This window comes from Mesorhizobium sp. Arg314 (assembly GCF_053714275.1).
In genome coordinates, this window is record NZ_JBSKBP010000035.1 from 31,048 (window position 1) to 53,242 (window position 22,195).

Here is a 22,195-nt window from a genome sequence, read left to right on the forward strand (position 1 = left end):
GTTGACATAAAGATGTCTTTATGTGATTACTGGATGTGCAGTCGTTACAAGGACAAAGAATGTCGCAAAGTCCGTCCTCACTGGACGATCTGTTTGGTCCGGCCGGCGAGAAGCGAGACGGATCGGAAATCCTGGCTACGCTTCAATCTACTGCGCGCGAACGCATCCTCATCCTCGACGGTGCCATGGGCACCCAGATCCAGGGTCTCGGTTTCCACGAGGACCATTTCCGCGGCGACAGGTTCGTCGGTTGCGCCTGTCTCCAGAAGGGCAACAACGATCTTTTGATCCTGAGCCAGCCCAAGGCGATCGAGGATATTCATTATCAGTACGCTATTGCCGGCGCGGACATCATCGAAACCAACACCTTCTCATCAACCTCCATAGCGCAGGCCGATTACGGCATGGAGAATGCCGTCTACGACCTCAATCGCGACGGCGCTCGGCTTGTCCGTCGTGCTTTGATCCGGGCACAACAGGAAGACGGCAAGCGGCGGTTTGTCGCCGGCGCTCTCGGGCCGACCAACCGCACCGCCTCGATGTCGCCGGATGTCAACAATCCCGGTTACCGCGCCGTGACGTTCGACAAATTGCGCTATTCCTATGGCGAGCAAGTGCGCGGGCTAATCGATGGCGGCGCCGACATCATCCTGATCGAGACCATCTTCGACACGCTGAACGCCAAGGCGGCGATCTTCGCCTGCAACGAGATCTTTGTCGAAAAGGGCATTCATCTGCCGGTCATGATCTCCGGCACGATCACCGATCTGTCCGGCCGCACCCTGTCGGGCCAGACGCCGACAGCTTTCTGGCATTCGGTCCGTCACGCCAGCCCGTTCACGATCGGCCTCAATTGCGCGCTCGGCGCCAACGCCATGCGCGCGCATCTGGATGAGCTTTCGGGCGTCGCCGGCACCTTTGTCTGCGCCTATCCAAATGCCGGCCTGCCCAATGAATTCGGCCGGTATGACGAGAGCCCGGAATTCATGGCTGAGCAGATCGAGGGTTTTGCGCGCGACGGATTGGTCAATGTCGTCGGCGGCTGCTGCGGCTCGACGCCGGACCATATTCGCGCCATCGCGGCGGCGGTGAAGAAATATCCGCCGCGCGCCATCCCGAAGATCGAGCCGAAGATGCGCCTGTCGGGCCTCGAGCCGTTCACGCTGACCGACGAGATTCCGTTCGTCAATGTCGGCGAGCGCACCAATGTCACGGGCTCGGCCAGGTTCAGGAAGCTGATCACGGCGGGCGACTATGTCGCCGCGCTCGATGTCGCGCGCGACCAGGTCGCCAACGGCGCCCAGATCATCGACATCAACATGGACGAGGGCCTGATCGATTCGAAGAAGGCGATGGTCGAATATCTCAACCTGATCGCGGCCGAGCCGGACATTGCCCGCGTTCCCGTGATGATCGACAGTTCCAAGTGGGAGATCATCGAGGCCGGCCTGAAATGCGTCCAGGGCAAGCCGCTGGTCAACTCCATCTCCATGAAGGAAGGCGAGGAAGCGTTCCTGCATCATGCCAGGCTGGTGCGGGCCTATGGCGCCGCGGTCGTCGTCATGGCCTTCGACGAGGCCGGCCAGGCCGATACCAAGGCGCGCAAGGTCGAGATCTGTACCCGTGCCTACAAGCTGCTGACCGAGCAGGCCGGCTTTCCGCCCGAGGACATCGTCTTCGATCCGAACATCTTCGCCATCGCCACCGGCATCGACGAACACAACAATTACGGCGTCGACTTCATCGAGGCGGCGCGCGAGATCACCACGACGTTACCGCATGTCCATATTTCGGGCGGCGTGTCGAACCTCTCCTTTTCGTTCCGCGGCAACGAACCGGTGCGCGAGGCCATGCATGCCGTGTTCCTCTACCACGCCATCCAGGCGGGCATGGACATGGGCATCGTCAATGCCGGGCAGCTTGCCGTCTACGACACTATCGACCCGGAACTGCGCGAAGCCTGCGAGGATGTCGTCAACAATCGTGAGCCGAAGCGCGACGGCACGGCGACCGAACGCCTGCTGGAACTCGCCGAACGCTTCAAAGGCACGGCGGGCAAGGAGGCGCAGGAACGCGTTCTCGCCTGGCGCGACTGGCCGGTCGAGCAGCGCATTTCGCACGCGCTGGTCAATGGCATCACCGAATTCATCGACGCGGACACGGACGAGGCGCGGCGTGCCGCCGAGCGGCCGCTTCATGTCATCGAAGGCCCGTTGATGGCGGGCATGAACGTCGTCGGCGACCTGTTCGGCGCCGGCAAGATGTTCCTGCCGCAAGTGGTGAAGTCGGCCCGCGTGATGAAGCAGGCGGTGGCCGGCCTGCTGCCGCACATGGAGGTCGAGAAGCTGGCGAACACCGCCAGCGGGATCGGCAATGGCGAGCGCCAGAGCGCCGGCAAGATCCTGATGGCGACGGTAAAGGGCGATGTCCACGACATCGGCAAGAACATCGTCGGCGTGGTCCTTGCCTGCAACAATTATGAGATCATCGATCTTGGCGTCATGGTGCCTGCGGCCAAGATCCTGCAGACGGCGCGTGAGCTAAAGGTCGACATCATCGGCCTGTCCGGCCTGATCACGCCCTCGCTCGACGAGATGGCGCATATGGCGGCCGAGATGGAACGTGAAGGCTTCGACATTCCGCTGCTGATCGGCGGCGCGACGACCAGCCGCGTGCATACGGCGGTCAAGATCCATCCGCGCTATGCGAAAGGCCAGACGGTGTATGTCGCCGACGCCAGCCGCGCCGTCGGCGTGGTGTCGGCACTGCTTTCGAACGAGGCCAAGGCCGGCTATGTCGAGAACGTTCGCGCGGAGTACAAGAAAATTGCCGACGCGCATGCGCGCAGCGAAGCCGACAAGCAGCGGCTGCCGCTCGCCAGGGCGCGGGCCAATGCCCACAAGATCGACTGGGCGGGTTACGAGCCGCCAAAACCGTCCTTCCTTGGCCTGAGGGTCTTCGAAGGCTGGGATCTGGCCGAGCTTGCCCGCTATATCGACTGGACCCCATTCTTCCAAACCTGGGAGTTGAAGGGCCGCTATCCCAAAATCCTCGACGATCAGGACCGGGGGCCGGCGGCACGCCAGCTCTTCGAGGACGCCCAGGCGATGCTGGCGAAGATCATCGCGGAAAAATGGTTTGCGCCCAAGGGCGTGATCGGCTTCTGGCCGGCCAATACTGCCGGCGACGATATCAGACTGTTCACGGATGAGGCCCGCTCGCACGAACTGGCGACATTCTTCGCGCTGCGCCAGCAGCTGGCCAAGCGCGACGGCAAGGCCAATGTCGCACTGTCGGATTTCGTCGCGCCTGCGGACAGCGGCAAGGCCGACTATCTCGGCGGCTTCATAGTCACCGCGGGCATCGAGGAAGTGGCGATCGCCGAGCGCTTCGTGCGGGCCAACGACGACTATTCCTCGATCATGGTCAAGGCGCTGGCTGACCGTTTCGCCGAAGCGTTCGCCGAGCGCATGCACGAGAAGGTGCGCAAGGAGTTCTGGGGTTACGCGCCCGATGAGAACCTGGCCCCGGACGACCTGATCGGCGAGCCCTATCGCGGCATCCGCCCCGCACCCGGCTATCCGGCCCAACCCGACCACACCGAAAAGGCGACGCTGTTTCGCCTGCTCGACGGCGAAGGCAATGCGGGCGTGAGCCTAACCGAAAGCTTCGCCATGTGGCCTGGCTCCTCCGTCTCCGGCATCTACCTGTCGCATCCCGAAAGCTATTATTTCGGCGTCGCTAAGGTCGAGCGCGATCAGGTCGAGGACTATGCGCGGCGCAAGGCCATGCCGCTGGCCGAGGTCGAGCGCTGGCTTGGGCCGATCCTCAACTATGTGCCGGCGCGCTACGCCGAAGCGGCGGAGTAAGTCCCTATTACCGCCAGTCGTCCTTGCCCCTGACCGATCTCGCATTCTGGTGGACCGGTTTGGGCGATCGATGATTTGATCAGGGTGCTTAAGGTGGCCGTTCGTCTCGCGGATGGGATAATTGGGAAGTCGGTGCCGGCGCTGCCCCCGCAACGGCAGCGGCGCTTTTCGTCTCGACATGACCACTGGGCCAAGGTCTGGCAAGGTGCCGAGATGCAGGAACTGTTTTTGATTACCCCTATCTTGATTTCCATTATTTTGGGGCGCTCGAGAATTAAGTTTGGCACTTCTATCTAACGAGTGCCAATCGGCCTATATATGGGCGTGGCCGCCTATACCGGCCCCAGAAAGAAGCTTCCATGAAATTTCGGCCAATCCACGACCGCGTCGTCATCAGGCACGCGGAAAGTGACGCCAATTCCAAGGGCGACATCATTGTTCCCGACAATGCCAAGGACAAGCCGCAGGAAGGCGAAGTCATCGCCGTCGGCCAGGGCGCACGCGACGAAAACGGCGCTCTGATCGCGCTCGAGGTCAAGGCGGGCGACCTCATCCTGTTCGGCAAATGGGCGGGCACCGAGGTCAAGATCGACAGCGAGGACCTTCTGATCATGAAGGAAGCTGACATCATGGGCATCATCAACAAGACCGTAGCTGCCAAGAAGGCCGCCTGACGTGAGCGCCGCGCGTATTCCCGGACGCGCGTAGGACGCTCCGATCCTGAGTATCGGGGCGACGCCGTCGTCGGGCCACTCCCAACCGAACTGGAAAAAATCATGCCCGCCAAGGAAATCAAATTCTCCTCCGATGCCCGCGACCGCATGCTGCGCGGGGTCGAGCTCCTCAACAACGCCGTCAAGGTGACGCTTGGCCCCAAGGGCCGCAATGTCGTCATCGACAAGGCCTATGGCGCGCCACGCATCACCAAGGACGGCGTCGCCGTCGCCAAGGAAATCGAGCTTGCCGACAAGTTCGAGAACATGGGCGCGCAGATGGTGCGCGAAGTGGCCTCGAAGACCAACGACCTTGCCGGTGACGGCACAACCACCGCCACGGTGCTGGCCGCCTCGATCCTGCGCGAAGGCGTCAAGCTCGTCGCCGCCGGCATGAACCCGATGGACCTGAAGCGTGGCATTGACCAGGCCGTTACCGCCGTGATCAAGGAAATCCAGGCGCGGTCCAAGAAGGTGAAATCCTCCGCCGAGATCGCGCAGGTCGGCACCATCGCCGCCAATGGCGATGCCACCGTCGGCGACATGATCGCCAAGGCGATGGACAAGGTCGGCAACGACGGCGTCATCACCGTCGAGGAAGCCAAGACCGCCGAGACCGAACTCGACGTCGTCGAGGGCATGCAGTTCGACCGCGGCTACCTCTCGCCCTATTTCGTCACCAATGCCGACAAGATGCGCGCCGAGCTGGAAGACGCCTACGTCCTCATCCATGAAAAGAAGCTCGGCAACCTGCAGGCATTGCTGCCGATCCTCGAAGCCGTGGTGCAGAGCGGCAAGCCGCTGCTGATCATCTCGGAGGACGTCGAGGGCGAAGCGCTGGCAACGCTTGTCGTCAACAAGCTGCGCGGCGGCCTGAAGGTCGCGGCCGTCAAGGCGCCGGGCTTCGGCGATCGCCGCAAGGCGATGCTGGAAGACATCGCCGTGCTCACCTCGGGCCAGATGATTTCGGAGGATCTCGGCATCAAGCTCGAAAATGTCACCATCGAGATGCTCGGCCGCGCCAAGCGCGTGCTGATCGAGAAGGACACGACCACAATCGTCGACGGCGCCGGCACCAAGGCGACCATTCAGGCGCGCATACAGCAGATCAAAAGTCAGATCGAGGAAACCACTTCCGATTACGACAAGGAAAAGCTGCAGGAGCGGCTGGCGAAGCTCGCCGGCGGCGTTGCGGTCATCCGCGTCGGTGGCGCCACCGAATCGGAAGTCAAGGAAAAGAAGGACCGCATCGACGATGCGCTGAACGCCACGCGCGCCGCTGTCGAAGAAGGCATCGTTCCGGGCGGCGGCGTGGCGTTGCTGCGCGCCAGGTCGTCGCTTGCCGGCTTGAATGGCGCCAATGCCGATGTGACGGCGGGTATCTCGATCGTGCTGAGCGCGCTCGAGGCGCCGATCCGCCAGATCGCAGAAAATGCAGGCGTCGAAGGTTCGATCGTCGTCGGCAAGCTCTCTGAGGGCAAGGACTCCAATCAGGGCTTCGACGCCCAGAACGAGATTTATGTCGATATGATCAAGGCTGGCATCGTCGACCCGGCAAAGGTGGTGCGGACCGCACTCCAGGACGCCGGTTCGATCGCCGCCCTGTTGATCACCGCCGAGGCCATGATTGCCGACGTTCCCGCCAAGGATGCCGCGCCATCCCCCGGCGGTAGCAGGGGCTAACCAACTCCCCTGCGGGAAACGCGCCGCGATGCCTGGCGCCGGCGGGCCGGGCTACCGATCCGAACATCAGTTAAAAGGAACCGTTCCATGGCCACAGAAGGCAGCAAGCTATCTCTCGCGCGCTGATGGAAGATCACCGGCGGGCCAAATCCACGCTCTTCTGGACATGCGCGGCAACCGTCATTGTCAGTCTGATCATCGGATCGCGCGGCTGCGTTTTCCCCCGCGCCCGGCCGTGGGTCTTGGCTGGGTCATTTCCATGCGTGAATCTACGCTGCTTCCTGGATTCGGCAAACGTGGGGGGCAAGCCGACGGTCGTCGTCGCGACTACGCCGACCAAATCGAAGGGCACGGAGAAGCGGCTCTCTTCACACGGGGGCCGTGGCTTTGAAGCTGAGCGGTGCTGTGGACTGTCGCTGTTCTGGCGGCTGCATTTTTCATTACGCGAGCCTAAACCTATCGGTGAGAGCGGCAGCGAAGGACGCGAATATGACAAACCATTACGCGCTGCGCATGGACCATCCGGACGGGTGGATAGTTTTCGATCGCAGGGTGGCGAAAAAACGGACTGGTTATAATGAGCGCACATGTCTATCCACCCGCTTCACTTGTTGAAGACAATGCCGAAGCGTGGTTGAAGAAGCTGGCGAAATACCGACAGCCGCGTCTAGGGCGTAGCGCCTTCGAACTGTTCATCACTCTTATCCCTTTCGCCATCTTCTGGGCCGCTGCTTGTCTTTCGCTGACCAACAGCTTCTGGCCCGGGCTCATCGCGATCCTTCCTGCCAGCGGCTTCCTGCTTAGGCTGTTCATGATCCAGCACGATTGCGGCCACGGCTCGTTCTTCGCCCGTCGCGGACTCGATGACTGGACCGGCCGCCTGCTTGGGGTCCTGACTCTGACCCCATATGATTATTGGAGGCGTGCACACGCCGCCCATCATGCGACTGCGGGCAATCTCGACGAACGCGGGGTCGGTGACATCACCACGCTGACGATTGCCGAATACCGTGCCTTTTCGCCGATAAAGCGCGTCGCTTACCGGCTGTACCGGCACCCGCTTGTGATGTTCGGGATCGGGCCAGCTTGGCTATTCCTGTTCAAGCAGCGCCTGCCGTTCGGGATGATGAGCTCGGGTGCTCTGCCTTGGATTTCGACCATGCTGACGAATATTGCGATCGTTACGCTGGCTGCCTTGATTTTATGGACCGTCGGTTTGGCTACCTTTCTCCTAATCCATCTGCCGGTCGCACTGCTGGCAGGTGCGGCTGGCGTTTGGCTCTTCTATGTACAGCACCAATTCGAGGGGACGTATTGGTCGGGGGGCGAGGATTGGCGGTTTCCCCAAGCGGCGCTGCATGGCGCCTCGCACTACGATCTTCCGCCGGTGCTGCGGTGGCTCACCGGCAACATCGGCATCCATCACGTCCATCATCTGTCCAGCCGGATTCCCTACTACCGCTTGCCGGAAGTGCTGCGCGACCATCCGCAACTCGCCTGCATCGGCCGTATCACCCTCTGGGACAGCTTCAAATGCGTCAGGCTCGTGCTTTGGGACGACCGGCGCCGGAGGCTGGTTTCATTCCACGACGCAGCCTGATCACAGTCTATGCGGAGGCGGGCTCTGTTTGTGTTGTGCTGCAGGCTCCGTGCGGCGGCTACCGCCGTCTACAGCGTGCATAGCAAGTGGACAGCGCTAACACCTTTTAGGGCGTTCAAAACCCTCCCCATTGTCGAATTGATGGTATCGGCCGCAACGCGCCGCATGTCGTTCGTACAAGCCTGCCTGCCGCTGGCCTCCCATCGGGTCTCGTGATGTTCGACTCCCGGCAGCCAGACGTGACCAGCTGCCCGTTGAAATCATCAGGCCATGTGGCACGCCTCGCCGGGGGCGGTCTGCCCCGCGTCCCGCCTGCGGCGGCGCTATGCTGACGCTCCTTAGGCCGCCCTGTTGAACCGGTCTCGGCATCACGAACCGGCTCGACGATGAAATGACAATGTCCGTCCGGCGGACATTTCATCGTCTGCGCTTTATACGCCCTCATTTGCTTTGGCCGCTGCGCGGCGCGGCTGACGCCGGAACGGATGGAGACTCCCCCCGTGAGGAGAGGGACAGCGTTGACGTCTCGAAAGTTTGCTGAAGTCGGACGGAATTTGTTGCCGGGCCAAGACCAGCGCAAGCCGATAAGGGCCTATACGGTATTATATATCAGAACGGCGCGGTGATCATTATGCTGTATCGTTCGGTTGACAGAGAACGCGCGGCGCGCTAGATATAATATCCTGATCACTTTGGCATTTTTGATCCGGATTCTACATCATGGCCTACCAGAGCGAAACCCTGATCACGCACGTACGCGAGGTCCGCGAGGCCTCCGGTGTGAGCCAGCGCGCGCTCAGCGAGCGGGCCGGGCTGACGCAGAGCCATATCTCGCAAATCGAGAGCGGCAAGATGGAGCCGGGACTGTCGAGCTTCATAGACCTGACACGCGCGCTCGATCTCGAGGTCATGCTCGTGCCGAAGAAGCTCGTGTCGGCGGTGCTCGGCCTGGTCAAGTCCCAAGCGACGCCCGACATGCATATCCAGGCCGGTCAGCCAAACGACAAGCGTTTTGCCCGTGCCGAGCGCCTGGTCAAGAAAATGAAGCACCTTTACGGCAGCTCAGCCGACATCGATCGCATCGAGGATACGCTTCGGCTTCTGCGGCGGGTGAATCTCAGCAATCAAGAGATGCAGCTCGTGCGCGAGCTGATCGCCCGCCTCCAGCGCCATCAGGCGAGCGCCCAAGCAGGACCCATCTTGCACGACATCGCACAGAACCTGCAGCGCCTTCGCAACTCCATCGCCCATCCCGTTCCGTCGGAGCCGCGACCTGCCTATTCGCTGGACGATGGAGACGCGGATGCCTGACGTCTCGGTTCTGGATGTACGGCTCTACGACGAGCCTATTGGCACGCTAACCCACCTGCAGGGCGATCGGACGATATTTGCGTTCAACGAAGACTACGTCGATAACCCGGATCGGCCGACCCTCAGCCTGTCGTTCAAGGACGACCTGGGCGGCCTCATCACCAGGATCCGCCCGACACAAAGGGTCGTGCCGCCATTCTTCTCGAACCTGTTGCCGGAGGGCGGCTTGCGTCGCTATCTCGCCGAGCGGGCCGGGGTCAATCAGCAGCGCGAATTCTTCCTGCTCTGGGTCCTGGGGCTCGATCTGCCCGGAGCACTCTCGATCCATCCTGCGGTCGGTGACGGCCTTCCTCCTGGTGATGACGAGGATCTTCCGAAGAACGCCAAACCCAATGCGCTGCGCTTCTCGCTCGCCGGTGTGCAGCTCAAGTTCTCCGCGTTTCAGAACGCAGGGAAGGGCGGCGGCCTGACCATTCCCGCCGAGGGCGTCGGCGGATCGTGGATCGTGAAGCTCCCCTCCCAGCAGTTCACCGGCGTCCCGGAAAACGAGTTTTCGATGATGACGATCGCCGGGATGATCGGCATGGAGGTGCCGATCATCAACCTGGTCGATCTCGATGCAATCGCCGGCATTCCCGAAGGAGTGGGTGAATTAAGAGGGCAGGCGCTTGCTGTCAGCCGCTTCGACCGGACCGGTGACGGTCCTGTCCACACCGAAGATTTCGCGCAGGTGTTCGGGGTCTTCCCGGACGACAAGTACAAGCGTGCAAGTTACGCCAACATCGCGCGCGTGATCGGCACCGAGGCGGGCGATGTCGGCGCGGCCGAGTTCATTCGCCGCCTCGTGTTCAGCGCGCTGATCGGCAATGGCGACATGCACCTCAAAAACTGGTCGCTGATCTATCCGGACCGGCGCTCGGCCGCGCTCTCGCCGGCCTACGACCTGGTGTCGACCATTCCCTATATGAAGGGCGAGGACACGGCTGCGCTTAATTACTCTCGCACGAAGAAGATGGCCAAGCTCGATACCGATGAGCTTAGGCATCTGGCGGCCAAGGCACTTCTGCCGGAAAAGCTTGTCGTCGACACCGCCGCGGAAACCGTCCAACGATTCCGGCAAGTCTGGGAGGCTGAGAAAACGCATCTTCCTCTCGCCGCTACCATCGTGAAGGCAATCGACGTGCACGCTCCGACCGTGCCACTATTTGGCGAACTCGCATGATCAAGCGTCAGCACACCGTCGCCTTGAGAGCATTCGATCCGGCGCATCCGATCGGGTCTCGGAGGTCTTTGGTATAGCCTCTGCTATTTTGCGCGTCTGAATGTAAAATGTGCCGCGGCTTTCAGTCTCGACGATGCGCATCATGGCGAATGCGCACCGTCTAATAAACGCCGCAGGGCAGCACGGTCTCCAGGGCCGAAACGCCGCGCTCGTGTTATTTGGCATCATCCGCCGTTTCTTCGAGGGCATCGATTTGTCCTTCCCGCCTTGCCGAGGATCATGGGCCATCATATCCCTCCGTTGCCCAACGCTGTCGGGTTTTGCTACCGAGGCTTTGACCTGGTCGCTGTGGTTTAGGCGAACTGGACTTCGACAGAATTGGCCTGAGCTTCGGTTCCAGCCGGGAGAGCGCCTGCAATGGCATTTCGATTTGTTCATACGGCCGACATCCATCTCGATTCCCCTTTGCGCTCACTTGCGCTGCGCAATCCCGAGCTTGCCGAGCTCGTCGGGGATGCCAGCCGCCAGGCATTCACCGCGATCGTGGATCTGTGCCTGGAGGAGCGTGTCGACGCTCTCGTTGTTGCCGGCGATCTTTACGATGGCGACCAGACCTCGATGAAGACGGCGCGCTATCTGGCTTCGCAGATGACGCGCCTGCACCAGGCCCGCGTCAGGGTCTACATGATCCGCGGCAACCACGACGCAATGTCGCGAATTACGAAGCAGCTCGTACTGCCGGACACGGTTACGACTTTTGGCCGCCGCGCCCAATCCGTAATCCAGCCTGGCTCTGGCATAGACGTCGCGTTCCATGGGCTAAGTTTCGCCAGCCCCAAGGCGCCCGAAAGCCTGCTGCCCAAATATGCCGGCCCGCAGGAGGGAGCTGCCAACATCGGCATCATGCATACGAGCCTGTCCGGTTCCCCAGGCCATGACGTCTATGCCCCTTGCAGTGTCGTCGATCTGCACAGCCACGGCTTTGACTATTGGGCGCTTGGCCACATTCACGTTCGCCAAGTGTATTCCGGTGCGAGCACGCTTGTGATGCCAGGGATCCCTCAGGGGAGGGACATCAATGAGGCGGGTGAGAAATCGGTCACGCTGGTCACCATTCGCGACGATCGCTCCGTCGAGATCGAGGAGAGGCTCACCAGTGTCGCGCAGTTCGAGCGCGTGAGCGTCGATCTAACTGGGGCGTCGGAATGGAGCGAGGCCATCGTCCGCATCCGAGCAGGGCTGGAGCAATCTCGGGAGGTTGCCAGATCGCGCTACCTTGTTGCCCGCCTTGGCCTGATCGGCACTTCAGCGCTGTCCTGGTCGCTGATGCGCGATCGGGACTTGGCTGTCGCAGAAGCCGAACAAGCAGCTGAGCAGGTGGGCAATACCTGGGTGGAGAAGCTGGAGCTTGCTCTTTGGGCTCCCGGTGTCGGGGATTTGGGAAGTGCTGCCGATCCCACCCTGGAGCTAGCACAGTCGATGCGCGCGAATGCAGGCTCAGAAGCATTTCGAGCCGAAGCGCGAGAACTCGTCTCGAAGACGATCGCGGACCTGCCGCCCGATGCCCGCGGTTTCGCCGGCAAGGACGAAGCGGGGCATGAACAGTTTCTCGACGATGTGTTGGCACGCAGCGTTGACGTGGTCACGGCGAGGCTCAAGGCAGGTGCAACGCGATGAGATTGCGGCGCCTTGATTTGACCCGCTATGGCAAGTTCACCGATAGGGCGATCGACTTCGGAGAGAAGCCGGTTTCCGGTCCCGATCTGCATATCGTTTTCGGGCTGAATGAGGCCGGAAAATCGACCGCGCTCTCCGCCTACCTAGATCTGCTCTTTGGCATTGAAGAGCGCAGCCGTTACAATTTCCTGCACGAATACAGCGCGATGCGCATCGGCGGGCTGCTTGAATTCGATGGGCGCGCCCTTGCCGTGTCCCGCACCAAAAGCCGCAGCAACTCGCTGCACGATGCGGAAGGCCAGCCAGTCAGCGAGATTGCCATTTCGGCTCACCTCGCCGGGTTGTCCCGCGATGCCTACAGCAGCATGTTCTCGCTCGATGACGAGACGCTGGAAGAAGGGGGCAAGGCCATCCTTGAATCGCGTGGCGATCTCGGCAAGCTCCTTTTCACCGCCAGTGCAGGGCTTGGCAATGCCAGCGATGTCTTGGCCGCACTGGAGACGGAGGCAGACGGGCTTCACCGAAAGCAGGCCCAGAGCACCGAAATCGCGTTGCTCAAGAAGCGCTTTGCGGAACTCAAGTCACGCAAGGAGACGATCGACACCCTGGCCTCGACATACGAGGCACTCGAGGCGGAACGGGTGGAAGCCCAGGATAAGTATGATCGCAGCCTCGCTGAACGCTCGGTGTTGTCGGCTCGCCTGGCTACAATCCACCGATATGTGCGCGCCGCGCCGCTCCTGGCCGAAATCACACGCAAGGCAAGCAGGCTGGCTGAGCTGCCTGACATACCATCTCCTCCCAGGACCTGGAGTGGCAGCGTCGCGGAATTGATCGATCAGGACGCGCAGCTGAGGACCCGTCTGCAGGCGAATGCCGATGAGATCGATCGGGCGAAGGCCAAGATCGAGGCAATCACCGTCGACGACACTGTCCTGGCGATCTCCGAACAGGTGCGCGGACTTGCCGATCGCAAAGCGCGCTATTTGTCCGCGGGAATGGATCTGCCGACCCGCAAGATGGAAGTGCAGATACTCGACCAGGTCGTAGCGAGCTGTCTCGCCGCGCTTGGAAGGTCGGCCGAACAGGATCCGTCTCGGCTCATCCTGCCTGCCTTTGTGGTTGGCTCGCTTCGCACCATGGTCGAGCAACGCTCCGGCATCACGACGAGCCTGCGGATGGCCCGCGATGAAGCCGCTGCCGCGCTCGACAGCCTTAACGCCGCACGAGGTCGCGTTGGCGAGGAGAGGGCGGTGCCCGAGCCCGCAAGAGCCAGGCTGATGGCAGCCGTATCAGAGGCGAAGGCCAGTCGTCACGCACGCGAGATAAGAGAGGCTCGCGCGTTGGAGGACGAGCGGCAAACAAGGCTGGCGAATGCGATGCGGCGCCTTCGGCCGTGGTCGGGAGAAACGGACGCACTTTCGAAGATGCCGATCCCGCCACCCATGCAGATGGCTGGGTGGAAGACATTGGCCGCGGACCTTCAAAGGGAAAAGGCGGTCTTCTCCGAGCGCTTGGCTGAGCATGAACAAAGTCGGATGGCGACGTTGTCACGTCTGGCTGCTGCTCGCGCCTCGGCCGACATCACCGACGATGACACAGCCGAAGCCATTCGACGCGAGAGGGACGAGGCCTGGCGAAATCACCGCGCCGACCTCAAGGCGGAAACCGCAGATGTCTTTGCCGCGACATTGGCCAAGGACGACCATGTCGGCGCGGCTCGACTGGCCCATGCTGGCGAGCTGGCGGATTTGCGCGCAATCAAGCAAAGGGCTGCCGAGACCGAAGCGGCCATAGAGCGCGTGAGCGGTCAGCTTGCCGGGGTGGCCGAGCGGGCAGAAATGGCATCCACTGAGATCAAGCAAATGGCCAACACTCTGCTTGAGGATTGCCAGGCGCAGTCGCTCGACCTCTTGATCGGGCTTCTCGAGGAGCGCCTTTCCGCGCGCGCCGACGCGCTTGGCGCCTGGGACGACATCGTGCTCGCACGCGCAAGGATTGAACGCGCAATAGCCGAGGGAGAGCGGATCCATCTCGGATTGGCCTCGGCGCTTCAAAGCGTTGGGATTCAGCTGGATGCTAGCGAGACCCTGGAGGCCATGGTGGTTGCTGCAGACCGCTTTCTGGACAGGCAGGCGAAGGTCGACGCGGAGCGCGCGGAAGCGTTGAGGAGCGTCGCCGCGAAGGAAGAGGAGCTGGCCGCCAGGCGGCTCGCTGTTGAAATCGCCGAGCGGCGAGAGGGTGCATGGCAGGCCGAAGTTAAGGAAGCGCTCCAGGGCACCTGGCTCGAAGAAGGCATCGCCGGAACGGGGCTTGGGAGCGTGCTCGATCAATTGTCGGAGCTGTCAAAGGCCCTGCAGGATCGTGAGGCCATGCGTATCCGCATAAGCAAGATGGAGGCGGATAGGACTGCATTTGCTGAAGAGGTGGCCCGCCTTCGTGCGCAGGCCGGCGAGCGTGCAGACGGCGAGGCGCCGGAACAGGTGAGCGTCCGGCTTACAGAGCGTCTGGAGCAAGCCGAGCGTGCTCGTGAGGCGAGGGCAGATCTCCTCCTTGACGTTCAGAAGTTGCATGCCGTTCGGGAGACACTGAACGCTGATGTCGCGGCAAACGTGACCACAAAGCAGGAAGTGCTCAATGCCTTTGGGGTGAAAACTCTGCCGGAGGTCGTGGAGCGCGATGAACAGCTTCGCGAGCGAGACGGCCTGCACAGTGCCCTGGCCGAGCTTGAAGAACGACTCACGAGCGAGCTCGCCCTTGACGATTTCATGCACGCGCGGTCGTTGCTGGAAGGCCTCGATCTCGATGGGCTCGCAATTGAAAAGGCGGAAGGCGAGCGGCGCCTCGCCGACCTCGATGACTCACTGCAACAGCAGCTCGTCCGACGTACCCGGGCGACCGACAAGCTCGATGCGATCGGCGGCGACAGCGCTGTGGCCCGAATTGATGCGGAGCGCCGCACCGTCCTCCTCGAAATCGAGGAAAAGGCCGTCCGCTACATCGAATTGAAGCTTGGGGTGATGTCGGCGTCGAGCGCGCTCCGGGTTTATCGCGAACGCCACCGCTCTGGAATGATGTGCGAGGCCTCCGACGCCTTCGCACTGATCACACGCGGCCAGTACACAGGCTTGACGACCCAGCCGGTAAAGGGCGGCGAGGTCCTCATCGCGACACAGGGGGATGGCCAATCGAAGGTCGCAGACGCTTTGTCGAAAGGCGCGCGTTTTCAGCTCTACCTGGCTCTACGGCTCGCCGGATATTATGAGTTTGCCAAGCTCAGGCCGGCTATTCCGTTCATTGCCGATGACATCATGGAGACCTTCGACCATCTCCGATCGGAGGAAGTTTTCCGATTGTTCGGCGAGATGGCCGGTGTTGGGCAGGTGATCTATCTCACCCATCACCAGCATCTATGCGAGATCGCGAAGTCGGTCATTCCTAACGTCGCCATCCACGAGCTCGGGTAATTCAACGTCATCGTTGTTGGCGCGTTCTCTAGGTAAGTGACATCGCCAATGACCGGGATGGCGCGACCTTCAGGCCGCGCTCGCGACCCCGGCCGCAAAGTCGCGATAGGTGTGGAGGGGGCGGCCCAAAATACTGGTCAGCCGTGCAACGTCATTGGGCTCCGCGATCATGCCGTCGCTGACATAACGCTCGGCCATCAGGCGCATCTCGTAGGCCGTCCATTTCGGCATGAAGCTCGCCATGTTCTGCTCGAACGCGCCGGGATCGTCGCCCCCATAGACCACCGGGCGACCCAGAAGGTCCGACCAGATCTTAGCCACGTCGGGGCCGGTCAGCGTGTCGGGCCCCACCACGTTGATGGTCTCGATCGGCAGCTTGCCGGGTGCGGAGTCGCGGCGGATGAGCTCGATCGCGGCTACTTCGGCGATGTCGCGGGCGTCGACCATGGCTACGCCCTTGCTGCCGATCGGCATCGGATAGACGCCGTGCTCCATAATGACGTCCTTTACCATCGACTCGTTGTCGATGAAGTAGGTCGGACGCAAGATGGTGGCGCTGAAGTCCATCTGCACCAGCATGCGCTCGGCGCCGAACTTCACGGCGAAATGCGGGACGTTCACCGCCCGATCGGCTTCGAATACCGAGAGATAGACGACACGGTCGACGCCCGCTTCACGAGCGACGTTGAGCGTGATGATCGCCTGGGCAAATTCGTCACCCGTGACGGCATTGAGTAGGAAGAGCGTGCTCACGCCTTTGAAGGCGCTGCGCAGCGCATCGATGTCGAGGAGATCGCCCGTGGCGACGTCGACACCGGTCGGGAAGCTGGCTTTCGCGGGGTCGCGGGTCAGCACACGCACCGTCGCGCCGCGCTGAAGGAGTTGGTCGACGACATGGCGGCCGACGCGGCCGGTGGCACCTGTAACGAGGATGGTCATTGGGGTTCACTTTCTGTTTGAGTTAAAAGGCACGCTCAAAATGAGTGATCCACATTCATCCCGATAGATGGTATGTTTGGACAGGTCGTCTCATTGGTGGAACAGTAAAGAACAAAAATCGTGGATCTTCTCGCTCTTGCCGACTTCAACCTAGTGGCCCGCCACGGCGGGTTCGGAAAGGCCTCGCGTGCCGCCGGCCGGCCAAAGGCCACCCTTTCCAGACGCGTGGCCGATCTCGAGGCAAGTCTTGATCTGCGCCTGTTCGAACGTGGTGCGCGGACGCTCAAGCTCACGGAGGAGGGACGAGCCCTGTTTGAACGAACGGGCTTTCTGCTCACAGAACTTGATGAGACGGCGAAAGCGATCGCTTCGGGGGGCCATAGCCCGCGTGGCCGGCTACGCATCAGCGCGCCACTGCTCTTTTCTCAGACCGCGGTCGGAAGGCTCGCCGCCGGCTTCGTGCTTAGATACCCGGAAGTTCGGTTGGAGATCACCACGGAAGACAGGGCCGTGGACATGATCGAAGAAGCCTACGACCTCGTCATCCGCGTCAACCCGGAGCCGGATGCCACCCTTGTTGGGAGAGTGTTCCTGCGCGACCGGCTGGTGGTAGTGGCCAGTCCGTACTTTACGCCCCCAGCCTCGGGAAGTCTCGTTCCCGCGATCAGTCGAGGCTCGTTGAATGAGTCCGAAGCCTGGCAAGTCACGACCTCGTCTGGCAAGTCGACGATTAACGCCAAGCCAGTGCTCAGCCTGGCGTCGTTCGTTATGGTCCGAGATGCAGTGCGCATGGGGCTCGGCGCCGCGCGCCTCCCGTTGTCGCTTGCCAGCGGCGATCTGACTGCCGGCAGGTTGGTGCATTGGGGGGATGTGTTAGGGCCTGAGACGGCGCTTTGGGCCCTTTATCCCTCAAGGCGTTTGCTTAGCCCTCGCGTTTCGGCGTTTCTCGAGTATTTGAAGGAAGCATTTCCGTTGGGGACGGCTGAGGAACTGGCAGCCTATGTCGCCGACTGACTAATCCCGGCCACCGCAGGTCGAAGCCCGTGATGCATCAGGTCGGCCCGGCAACGGCAGCTTATGGCTAGCGCGAACCTAAACCGGATGGTCGACAAACGGCCCTTAACAGCCGTTCCGCGCCTCGATCATCGCCCGCCGTTTAATTAGCCACAATGTCAGCAACAGCTGTCCGGCGGATATCGCAAAATGACAGCATCGTCGGCAACGGGCGCCAGTTCGGACGCTAGCACCGAGACGAGCCTCACGACTTCACAGCGTCAATCGTTGGTTCGGCCAACTCATCGATAGGGTCGGTCGACAGCATTTCGGCTACACGGTGCGGAGCCACCGAACCAGCGCACGTTGCCGAGATGCCCATATTCAGTTCCCGAGCGCTCCGCCATGAATGTTCTGGACTTCGAACGCTGTCTCTTGGGGTGGCGAGGTGAAGCCGCCCTTGATGCCCTTGCCCATCGTGGGCATCAGGATGCCATCGCGGAACGTCTCCCAACTCTCCTTGGAATCGTGGATGGCAACGATTGTCCAGCCCCCTGTGGACGGCCCAGCTGCATGGAAGGTTTGGCCCTTCGGCAGAGCACCGCCTGCTGGATGCACAGCGGCGATCGAGGCCTCGTACTGTGACTTTGTCCCACCCGGAAAGTGGTGAACTATTCCATAAGCCATCTCGTCCTCCATCGTGACGTTTGAGCAGTTGCTGTTTGTAGGCCATGGCGCCAACATTAGCGACTCCTCATGTTATCGATATTTGCGTGAAAAGTCGTCGTTCGGCGATCGGCATCATTGGCAGCGGCGACGTCGGCGGGATTTCAGGGTCACGCGGAAAGCACCAAAGTGATGAAAGCTTCGTCCGCTGCACCTTTGGCCCCCAGCGAACGTTTCGTGGAACGATCTGAAGTCGTGATTTAATTGGTCACAATGTTATCAGGTGTTGCCGACCAGTTTTGAGCGCCGAAATTCGAAAAGATAGTGAATCTTATGCCTTTTTTGCCGGCGGTTCCAACTTGATAAGATTGGCCTTAGCAGTGGGATCCCCTTGATCAGCGGCCTTGCGTATCAAAATGAGGGCCTGAGCAGTATCCTGCTTCACTCCACGGCCAGCCAGGTATGCTACTCCGAGGGTATTCTCAGCTTTCGCATACCCCTGGTCTGCAGACTTCCGCAGCCAGGCAACAGCCTGCACATAGTCTAAAGGAACCCCTAGCCCCTTGTAGTACGAAATACCAAGATTGAACTCAGCACGCGCATCCCCCTGGTCCGCAGCCTTTTGGAACCAGGAGACGGCTTGGGCGTAGTCAATTGTAACGCCTAGGCCCTGTACATAAACTACACCAAGGTCATGCTGCGCCTGGACGTTTCCCTGCACCGCCGCTTTGCGAAACCATGCGATTGCCTCAGCATAATCCTGGGCGACGCCTTCCCCTTTGAAGTAAGCCAAACCTACAAAGTATTGGGCAACGGCCCCTCCTTGATCGGCGGCCTCACGGAACCACGTGGCAGCTTCTCGATAGTCCTGCGGAACGCCTGTTCCATCTCTGTATAGCAACCCGAGATTGATTTGAGCATCCGCCAATCCTTGATCGGCAGCTTTGCGATACCAAATTGCAGATTCGGAATAGTCCTGGTTGACGCCTAGCCCACGGTCGTAGAGATAGCCGAGATTGTGCTCTCCCTGAGCATCACCTTGGTCCGCTGCCTTACGGTACCAAGCGGCAGCTTGAACGTAATCCTGTGTGACACCGTGCCCTTCGACGTAAGCAGTGCCAAGATTGTCCTGCGCCTTGGGGTCACCGGACTCAGCCATGCCCCTCCACAACTCGACGGCTGCTGCGTAATCTCCTCTTTTAAAGGCCTGTTCCGCTTCCCCGGCGTGGGTGACGCCGGCCACCAGCATGCTGGAGACGAAACAAAGCAACTTGGAAAACCTCTGCATGGTCATGGTGGCCTCCGATTTAAGGGTTCAACCACTCTTTGAACCCCTGCACTCTGATCCGAACCCTTTCGGGAAAGGGTCTCGCATTCAGCTTGGCTCTGATAAATTTTCCCTGTGCACGGGCCATTCTTGTATTAAGCTTTGCCAAAAGATATGAATTCCAAATTATCACGATAATTCCAGGAGCAAAAATTATCCTGTCGGGCACTAAGAATGCCTTTGACAAAATCAAAACGACGACAATGGAGAACATTGCGTTATATGCTTCGAAAACGGCATCTTTCCACATGCGATTTCTTGGGAGGTATTGTTCCATCCAAGGCATAATTAACGGGTTCTCATCCCAGAATTGATCGATAGTAATGTACTCCTGCGCCGTACCGTCGGTTTTGGCAACTTCGGCCACAGCCTCAGCAGGGTTATTTGGACTGACCTCCTCAGCCATTCCTTCCTCCATTTCTTGTGATTAGAAGGAATTTTGCTGCGTCGCTTTGAAGTCAATCCAATATGGAGATCAACTTTGCGTTAGCTGATCACATGGCAGTGGTCTTGATCTCCTATCGGCCCTTTCCGGCCTCGGTCATGGCGCGCCGTTTAATTAGCCACAATGTCAGCATCCCTGATCCGCCGGGTCAGCATCCGAGGTGTACGAAAATCCTTGTCGACAGCTTTGCGCCGATGTCAGTCATTGCGCACTGTTATGCAGGTTGCTCTAGTGCCGAATCCATCGATTATCGAGATCCATCCCGGAGCGCGTCGAACTCGCGCGGCGGCTGCCCGGTCACCCGACTGAACACGCGCGAGAAGGCGGCCGCGCTGTCGTAGCCGACCTGCGCCGCGACACTCTTGACCGGTTTGCCCTTGCCGAGAAGCTGGCGCGCGATCGTCATGCGCCAGACCGTCAGGTACTGAATGGGCGTCAGCCCGACCAGCGTCCGAAAATGATCGGCGAACCGGGTGCGTGACATGCCCGCAACGTCGGCCAGATCCTCAAGCTTCCAAGGCTTCTTCGGCGCCTCGTGCATCGCGGTCAGCGCCTTGGCCAGGCGTGGGTCGGCGAGCCCGGCGAGCACGCCGCTCGAAATGGCGCCGCTCTCAACGACGTGACGCACGATCAGGATCAGCAGATAGTCGAACAGCCGGTCGAGCGCCGCCTGGCGGCCACCAGCTTCGGAGAAGGCTTCGCCGACCAGCAGATCACAAACCGGGGCCAGCGCCGAATGAGCAGCGAGCGGCAGGACCACACATTCAGGCAGGCCCTGGCCAATCGGGTTGCCCTCGGCACCCCCGAGTTCGACGGTCGCGCATACAAGGTCGGCTCCGCGCTCGGGATCAACTGCGAAACTGTGGGTCCGCCCGCGCGGCAAAAACAGCAGGGTCGGCTCAACGAGTTCGAGATCGGCTTGTCCGTCCTGGGTGACCGTGAGCGCGCCTGCCTTGAAGAGGTGCAAATGGCCCACACCAGTGAACTGCAACGTCTGGCACAGGTTCCCGGTGAAGAACGTCCGGGCCGTCGGCGTTACGTGGGCGAACAGGGCAGCGAAGGAGTCCATCGGGACGATCAGCAAAGTTATTGGCACCAAGCGTCACCCATAGTCTTCCATATGAGCAGTGTGCAAGTCCCCAATCCCTGATCAACCGGAGAGTCTCATGAATATTCGTTTCGTCACAAAGACCGTTCACGCCTTCCTCGACTATCCCGTCGCGCTGAGCCTGATGGCAGCGCCGTTCCTGCTCGGACTCGGCCATGCCAATCCGCTGGCGCTCTGGGTGTCGGTCGCAACCGGCGTCGCCGCCCTCATTCTGACCCTGTTCACCAACCACAAGACCGGTGTAGTCCGAGTGCTGCCGTATGGGCTGCATATCGCGGTTGACCGACTCGTCGGCATTACTTTCGTCGCCGTGCCCTTCGTGCTCGGCCTGCAGGGGCTGGACGCCTGGTACTACTGGGCGAATGGTGCTGCGGTTCTCCTCGTCACCTTCGTGCTCAACGCGCCCGAAAGCGGGGAGCGCGCGCTGAAGACCGCGCACCCCTAGGAGCCTTTGCTAACATCATGTGGCAGCGGCCGAGTTAACCCTCGGCCGCTGCCGGTGCTTGCCCCCCCAGGTTCGCTCGCCAATAGCGATCCGCTTCGCCGCGTCGCACGAGTCCGGATTGGCGCATCGCGACATTGGCCGCGGTTGCACGATAGCGCTCACAGCCCAATTCCTGCTGACCAACTTCATGAACAACGCGGTGCAGACCCCGATCGATTTTCCAGAGGTCAGCCCTGCCAAGACATCTTAACGGAGGCAACCTGGGATACCGGAATCGTCAAATTCGTCGCGCGGTTGAGATTCACAAAAATGCTGGGTTCGCGGCGCGGCAACTCCGAGGAACCCGAGCAGCAGTCTCGTCGGCACTACGCAGCAATTCAACATCCAGTTCGTCGCGGAAGGCGCCGAACCGGTAGCCAACTGCATGAGAGGTAGAAAAACCACGCCTGCAATTTACCTCGAACCAACAAATCACTGAGGAGACAATTCCCATGAAAGCAATCGTTGTAACGGACCAGACTGCGGGAACGGCCGGCATGAAGCTGGTGGAGCGGCCCGAGCCGCAAGCCGCGATAAACGATGTCGTCGTTCAGGTTTACGCGGCAGGATTCGTCAACACCGAACTAGAGTGGCCTTCGACCTGGGCCGATCGCGCCTTCCGTGACCGGACGCCGTCGATCCTCGGCCACGAGCTGGCCGGTGTGATCACTGCCCTTGGCTATGGGACAAC

At 60.9% G+C, this 22,195-nt stretch carries 16 protein-coding genes and 1 riboswitch; of the genes, 11 read left to right on the plus strand and 5 right to left on the minus strand.

All coding sequences use genetic code 11. The features are described 5' to 3' along the window. Positions 1–59: 59 nt before the first annotated feature. From metH to ACWGS9_RS27015, 8 genes are all read left to right on the plus strand, one after another. Positions 60–3,869, plus strand: coding sequence for a methionine synthase (metH, locus tag ACWGS9_RS26980; RefSeq protein WP_454508100.1), 3,810 nt, complete (start codon positions 60–62; stop codon positions 3,867–3,869). Positions 3,870–3,943: 74 nt separating this feature from the next. After that, positions 3,944–4,129, plus strand: a riboswitch (cobalamin riboswitch). A 99-nt stretch (positions 4,130–4,228) separates the two neighbouring features. Continuing rightward, on the plus strand, positions 4,229–4,543 hold the full coding sequence (locus ACWGS9_RS26985) for a co-chaperone GroES (RefSeq protein ID WP_454508101.1): 315 nt from the start codon (positions 4,229–4,231) through the stop codon (positions 4,541–4,543). 102 nt (positions 4,544–4,645) lie between these two features. Next, a complete protein-coding gene (gene groL, locus ACWGS9_RS26990) occupies positions 4,646–6,265 on the plus strand; it encodes a chaperonin GroEL (protein WP_454508102.1) in 1,620 nt (539 codons plus the stop codon). A gap of 577 nt (positions 6,266–6,842) precedes the next feature. Beyond that, positions 6,843–7,865 carry a fatty acid desaturase gene (locus ACWGS9_RS26995; protein ID WP_454508103.1) on the plus strand — a complete coding sequence of 341 codons (1,023 nt, stop codon included), beginning with the start codon at positions 6,843–6,845 and terminating at the stop codon, positions 7,863–7,865. Between the two features lie 720 nt (positions 7,866–8,585). Beyond that, positions 8,586–9,176, plus strand: coding sequence for a helix-turn-helix domain-containing protein (locus ACWGS9_RS27000; RefSeq protein WP_454508104.1), 591 nt, complete (start codon positions 8,586–8,588; stop codon positions 9,174–9,176). Then, a complete protein-coding gene (locus tag ACWGS9_RS27005; protein WP_454508105.1) occupies positions 9,169–10,398 on the plus strand; it encodes a type II toxin-antitoxin system HipA family toxin in 1,230 nt (409 codons plus the stop codon). The genes ACWGS9_RS27000 and ACWGS9_RS27005 overlap by 8 nt, the downstream gene beginning before the upstream one ends. Before the next feature lie 417 nt (positions 10,399–10,815). Further along, a complete protein-coding gene (locus ACWGS9_RS27010) occupies positions 10,816–12,075 on the plus strand; it encodes a metallophosphoesterase family protein (protein ID WP_454508106.1) in 1,260 nt (419 codons plus the stop codon). Between the two features lie 17 nt (positions 12,076–12,092). Beyond that, entirely contained in the window at positions 12,093–15,542 is a 3,450-nt protein-coding gene (locus ACWGS9_RS27015; RefSeq protein WP_454508107.1) for an ATP-binding protein, read from the plus strand. Positions 15,543–15,611: 69 nt separating this feature from the next. On the opposite strand, the gene ACWGS9_RS27020 is transcribed toward ACWGS9_RS27015, so the two are convergent. Continuing rightward, the gene (locus tag ACWGS9_RS27020) at positions 15,612–16,481 is read right to left on the minus strand and encodes an SDR family oxidoreductase (RefSeq protein WP_454508108.1); all 870 of its coding nucleotides are present in this window, start codon (positions 16,479–16,481) and stop codon (positions 15,612–15,614) included. Positions 16,482–16,601: 120 nt separating this feature from the next. Here ACWGS9_RS27020 and ACWGS9_RS27025 point away from each other — a divergent pair, with 120 nt between their 5' ends. Further along, the gene (locus tag ACWGS9_RS27025; RefSeq protein ID WP_454508109.1) at positions 16,602–17,495 is read left to right on the plus strand and encodes a LysR family transcriptional regulator; all 894 of its coding nucleotides are present in this window, start codon (positions 16,602–16,604) and stop codon (positions 17,493–17,495) included. A gap of 363 nt (positions 17,496–17,858) precedes the next feature. Here ACWGS9_RS27025 and ACWGS9_RS27030 read toward each other — a convergent pair whose 3' ends face one another. The 4 genes from ACWGS9_RS27030 to ACWGS9_RS27045 form a co-directional block, all read right to left on the minus strand. Beyond that, entirely contained in the window at positions 17,859–18,161 is a 303-nt protein-coding gene (locus tag ACWGS9_RS27030) for a hypothetical protein (protein WP_454508110.1), read from the minus strand. Positions 18,162–18,471: 310 nt separating this feature from the next. After that, positions 18,472–19,434, minus strand: coding sequence for an SEL1-like repeat protein (locus ACWGS9_RS27035; protein WP_454508111.1), 963 nt, complete (start codon positions 19,432–19,434; stop codon positions 18,472–18,474). Between the two features lie 13 nt (positions 19,435–19,447). Further along, complete coding sequence (locus ACWGS9_RS27040) at positions 19,448–19,873, minus strand: hypothetical protein (RefSeq protein WP_454508112.1); 426 nt, start codon at positions 19,871–19,873, stop codon at positions 19,448–19,450. Positions 19,874–20,159: 286 nt separating this feature from the next. Further along, complete coding sequence (locus ACWGS9_RS27045; protein ID WP_454508113.1) at positions 20,160–20,996, minus strand: helix-turn-helix transcriptional regulator; 837 nt, start codon at positions 20,994–20,996, stop codon at positions 20,160–20,162. A gap of 82 nt (positions 20,997–21,078) precedes the next feature. On the opposite strand from ACWGS9_RS27045, the gene ACWGS9_RS27050 reads away from it, so the two are divergent. Both ACWGS9_RS27050 and ACWGS9_RS27055 read left to right on the plus strand, forming a co-directional pair. Next, positions 21,079–21,465: an SPW repeat domain-containing protein gene (locus tag ACWGS9_RS27050; protein WP_454508114.1), complete on the plus strand. Its 387-nt coding sequence runs from the start codon at positions 21,079–21,081 to the stop codon at positions 21,463–21,465. A 491-nt stretch (positions 21,466–21,956) separates the two neighbouring features. After that, positions 21,957–22,195 (plus strand): alcohol dehydrogenase catalytic domain-containing protein (locus ACWGS9_RS27055; protein WP_454508115.1); only part of this gene is annotated, 239 nt, incomplete at its 3' end.

What these genes read in the sequence shown, in the direction of transcription:
- metH (WP_454508100.1), top strand. Translation starts at nt 60, where the DNA reads ATGTCGCAAAGTCCGTCCTCACTGGACGATCTGTTTGGTCCGGCCGGC.
- ACWGS9_RS26985 (WP_454508101.1), top strand. Translation starts at nt 4,229, where the DNA reads ATGAAATTTCGGCCAATCCACGACCGCGTCGTCATCAGGCACGCGGAA.
- groL (WP_454508102.1), top strand. Translation starts at nt 4,646, where the DNA reads ATGCCCGCCAAGGAAATCAAATTCTCCTCCGATGCCCGCGACCGCATG.
- ACWGS9_RS26995 (WP_454508103.1), top strand. Translation starts at nt 6,843, where the DNA reads ATGAGCGCACATGTCTATCCACCCGCTTCACTTGTTGAAGACAATGCC.
- ACWGS9_RS27000 (WP_454508104.1), top strand. Translation starts at nt 8,586, where the DNA reads ATGGCCTACCAGAGCGAAACCCTGATCACGCACGTACGCGAGGTCCGC.
- ACWGS9_RS27005 (WP_454508105.1), top strand. Translation starts at nt 9,169, where the DNA reads ATGCCTGACGTCTCGGTTCTGGATGTACGGCTCTACGACGAGCCTATT.
- ACWGS9_RS27010 (WP_454508106.1), top strand. Translation starts at nt 10,816, where the DNA reads ATGGCATTTCGATTTGTTCATACGGCCGACATCCATCTCGATTCCCCT.
- ACWGS9_RS27020 (WP_454508108.1), bottom strand. Translation starts at nt 16,481, where the DNA reads ATGACCATCCTCGTTACAGGTGCCACCGGCCGCGTCGGCCGCCATGTC.
- ACWGS9_RS27030 (WP_454508110.1), bottom strand. Translation starts at nt 18,161, where the DNA reads ATGGCTTATGGAATAGTTCACCACTTTCCGGGTGGGACAAAGTCACAG.
- ACWGS9_RS27035 (WP_454508111.1), bottom strand. Translation starts at nt 19,434, where the DNA reads ATGACCATGCAGAGGTTTTCCAAGTTGCTTTGTTTCGTCTCCAGCATG.
- ACWGS9_RS27040 (WP_454508112.1), bottom strand. Translation starts at nt 19,873, where the DNA reads ATGGCTGAGGAGGTCAGTCCAAATAACCCTGCTGAGGCTGTGGCCGAA.
- ACWGS9_RS27050 (WP_454508114.1), top strand. Translation starts at nt 21,079, where the DNA reads ATGAATATTCGTTTCGTCACAAAGACCGTTCACGCCTTCCTCGACTAT.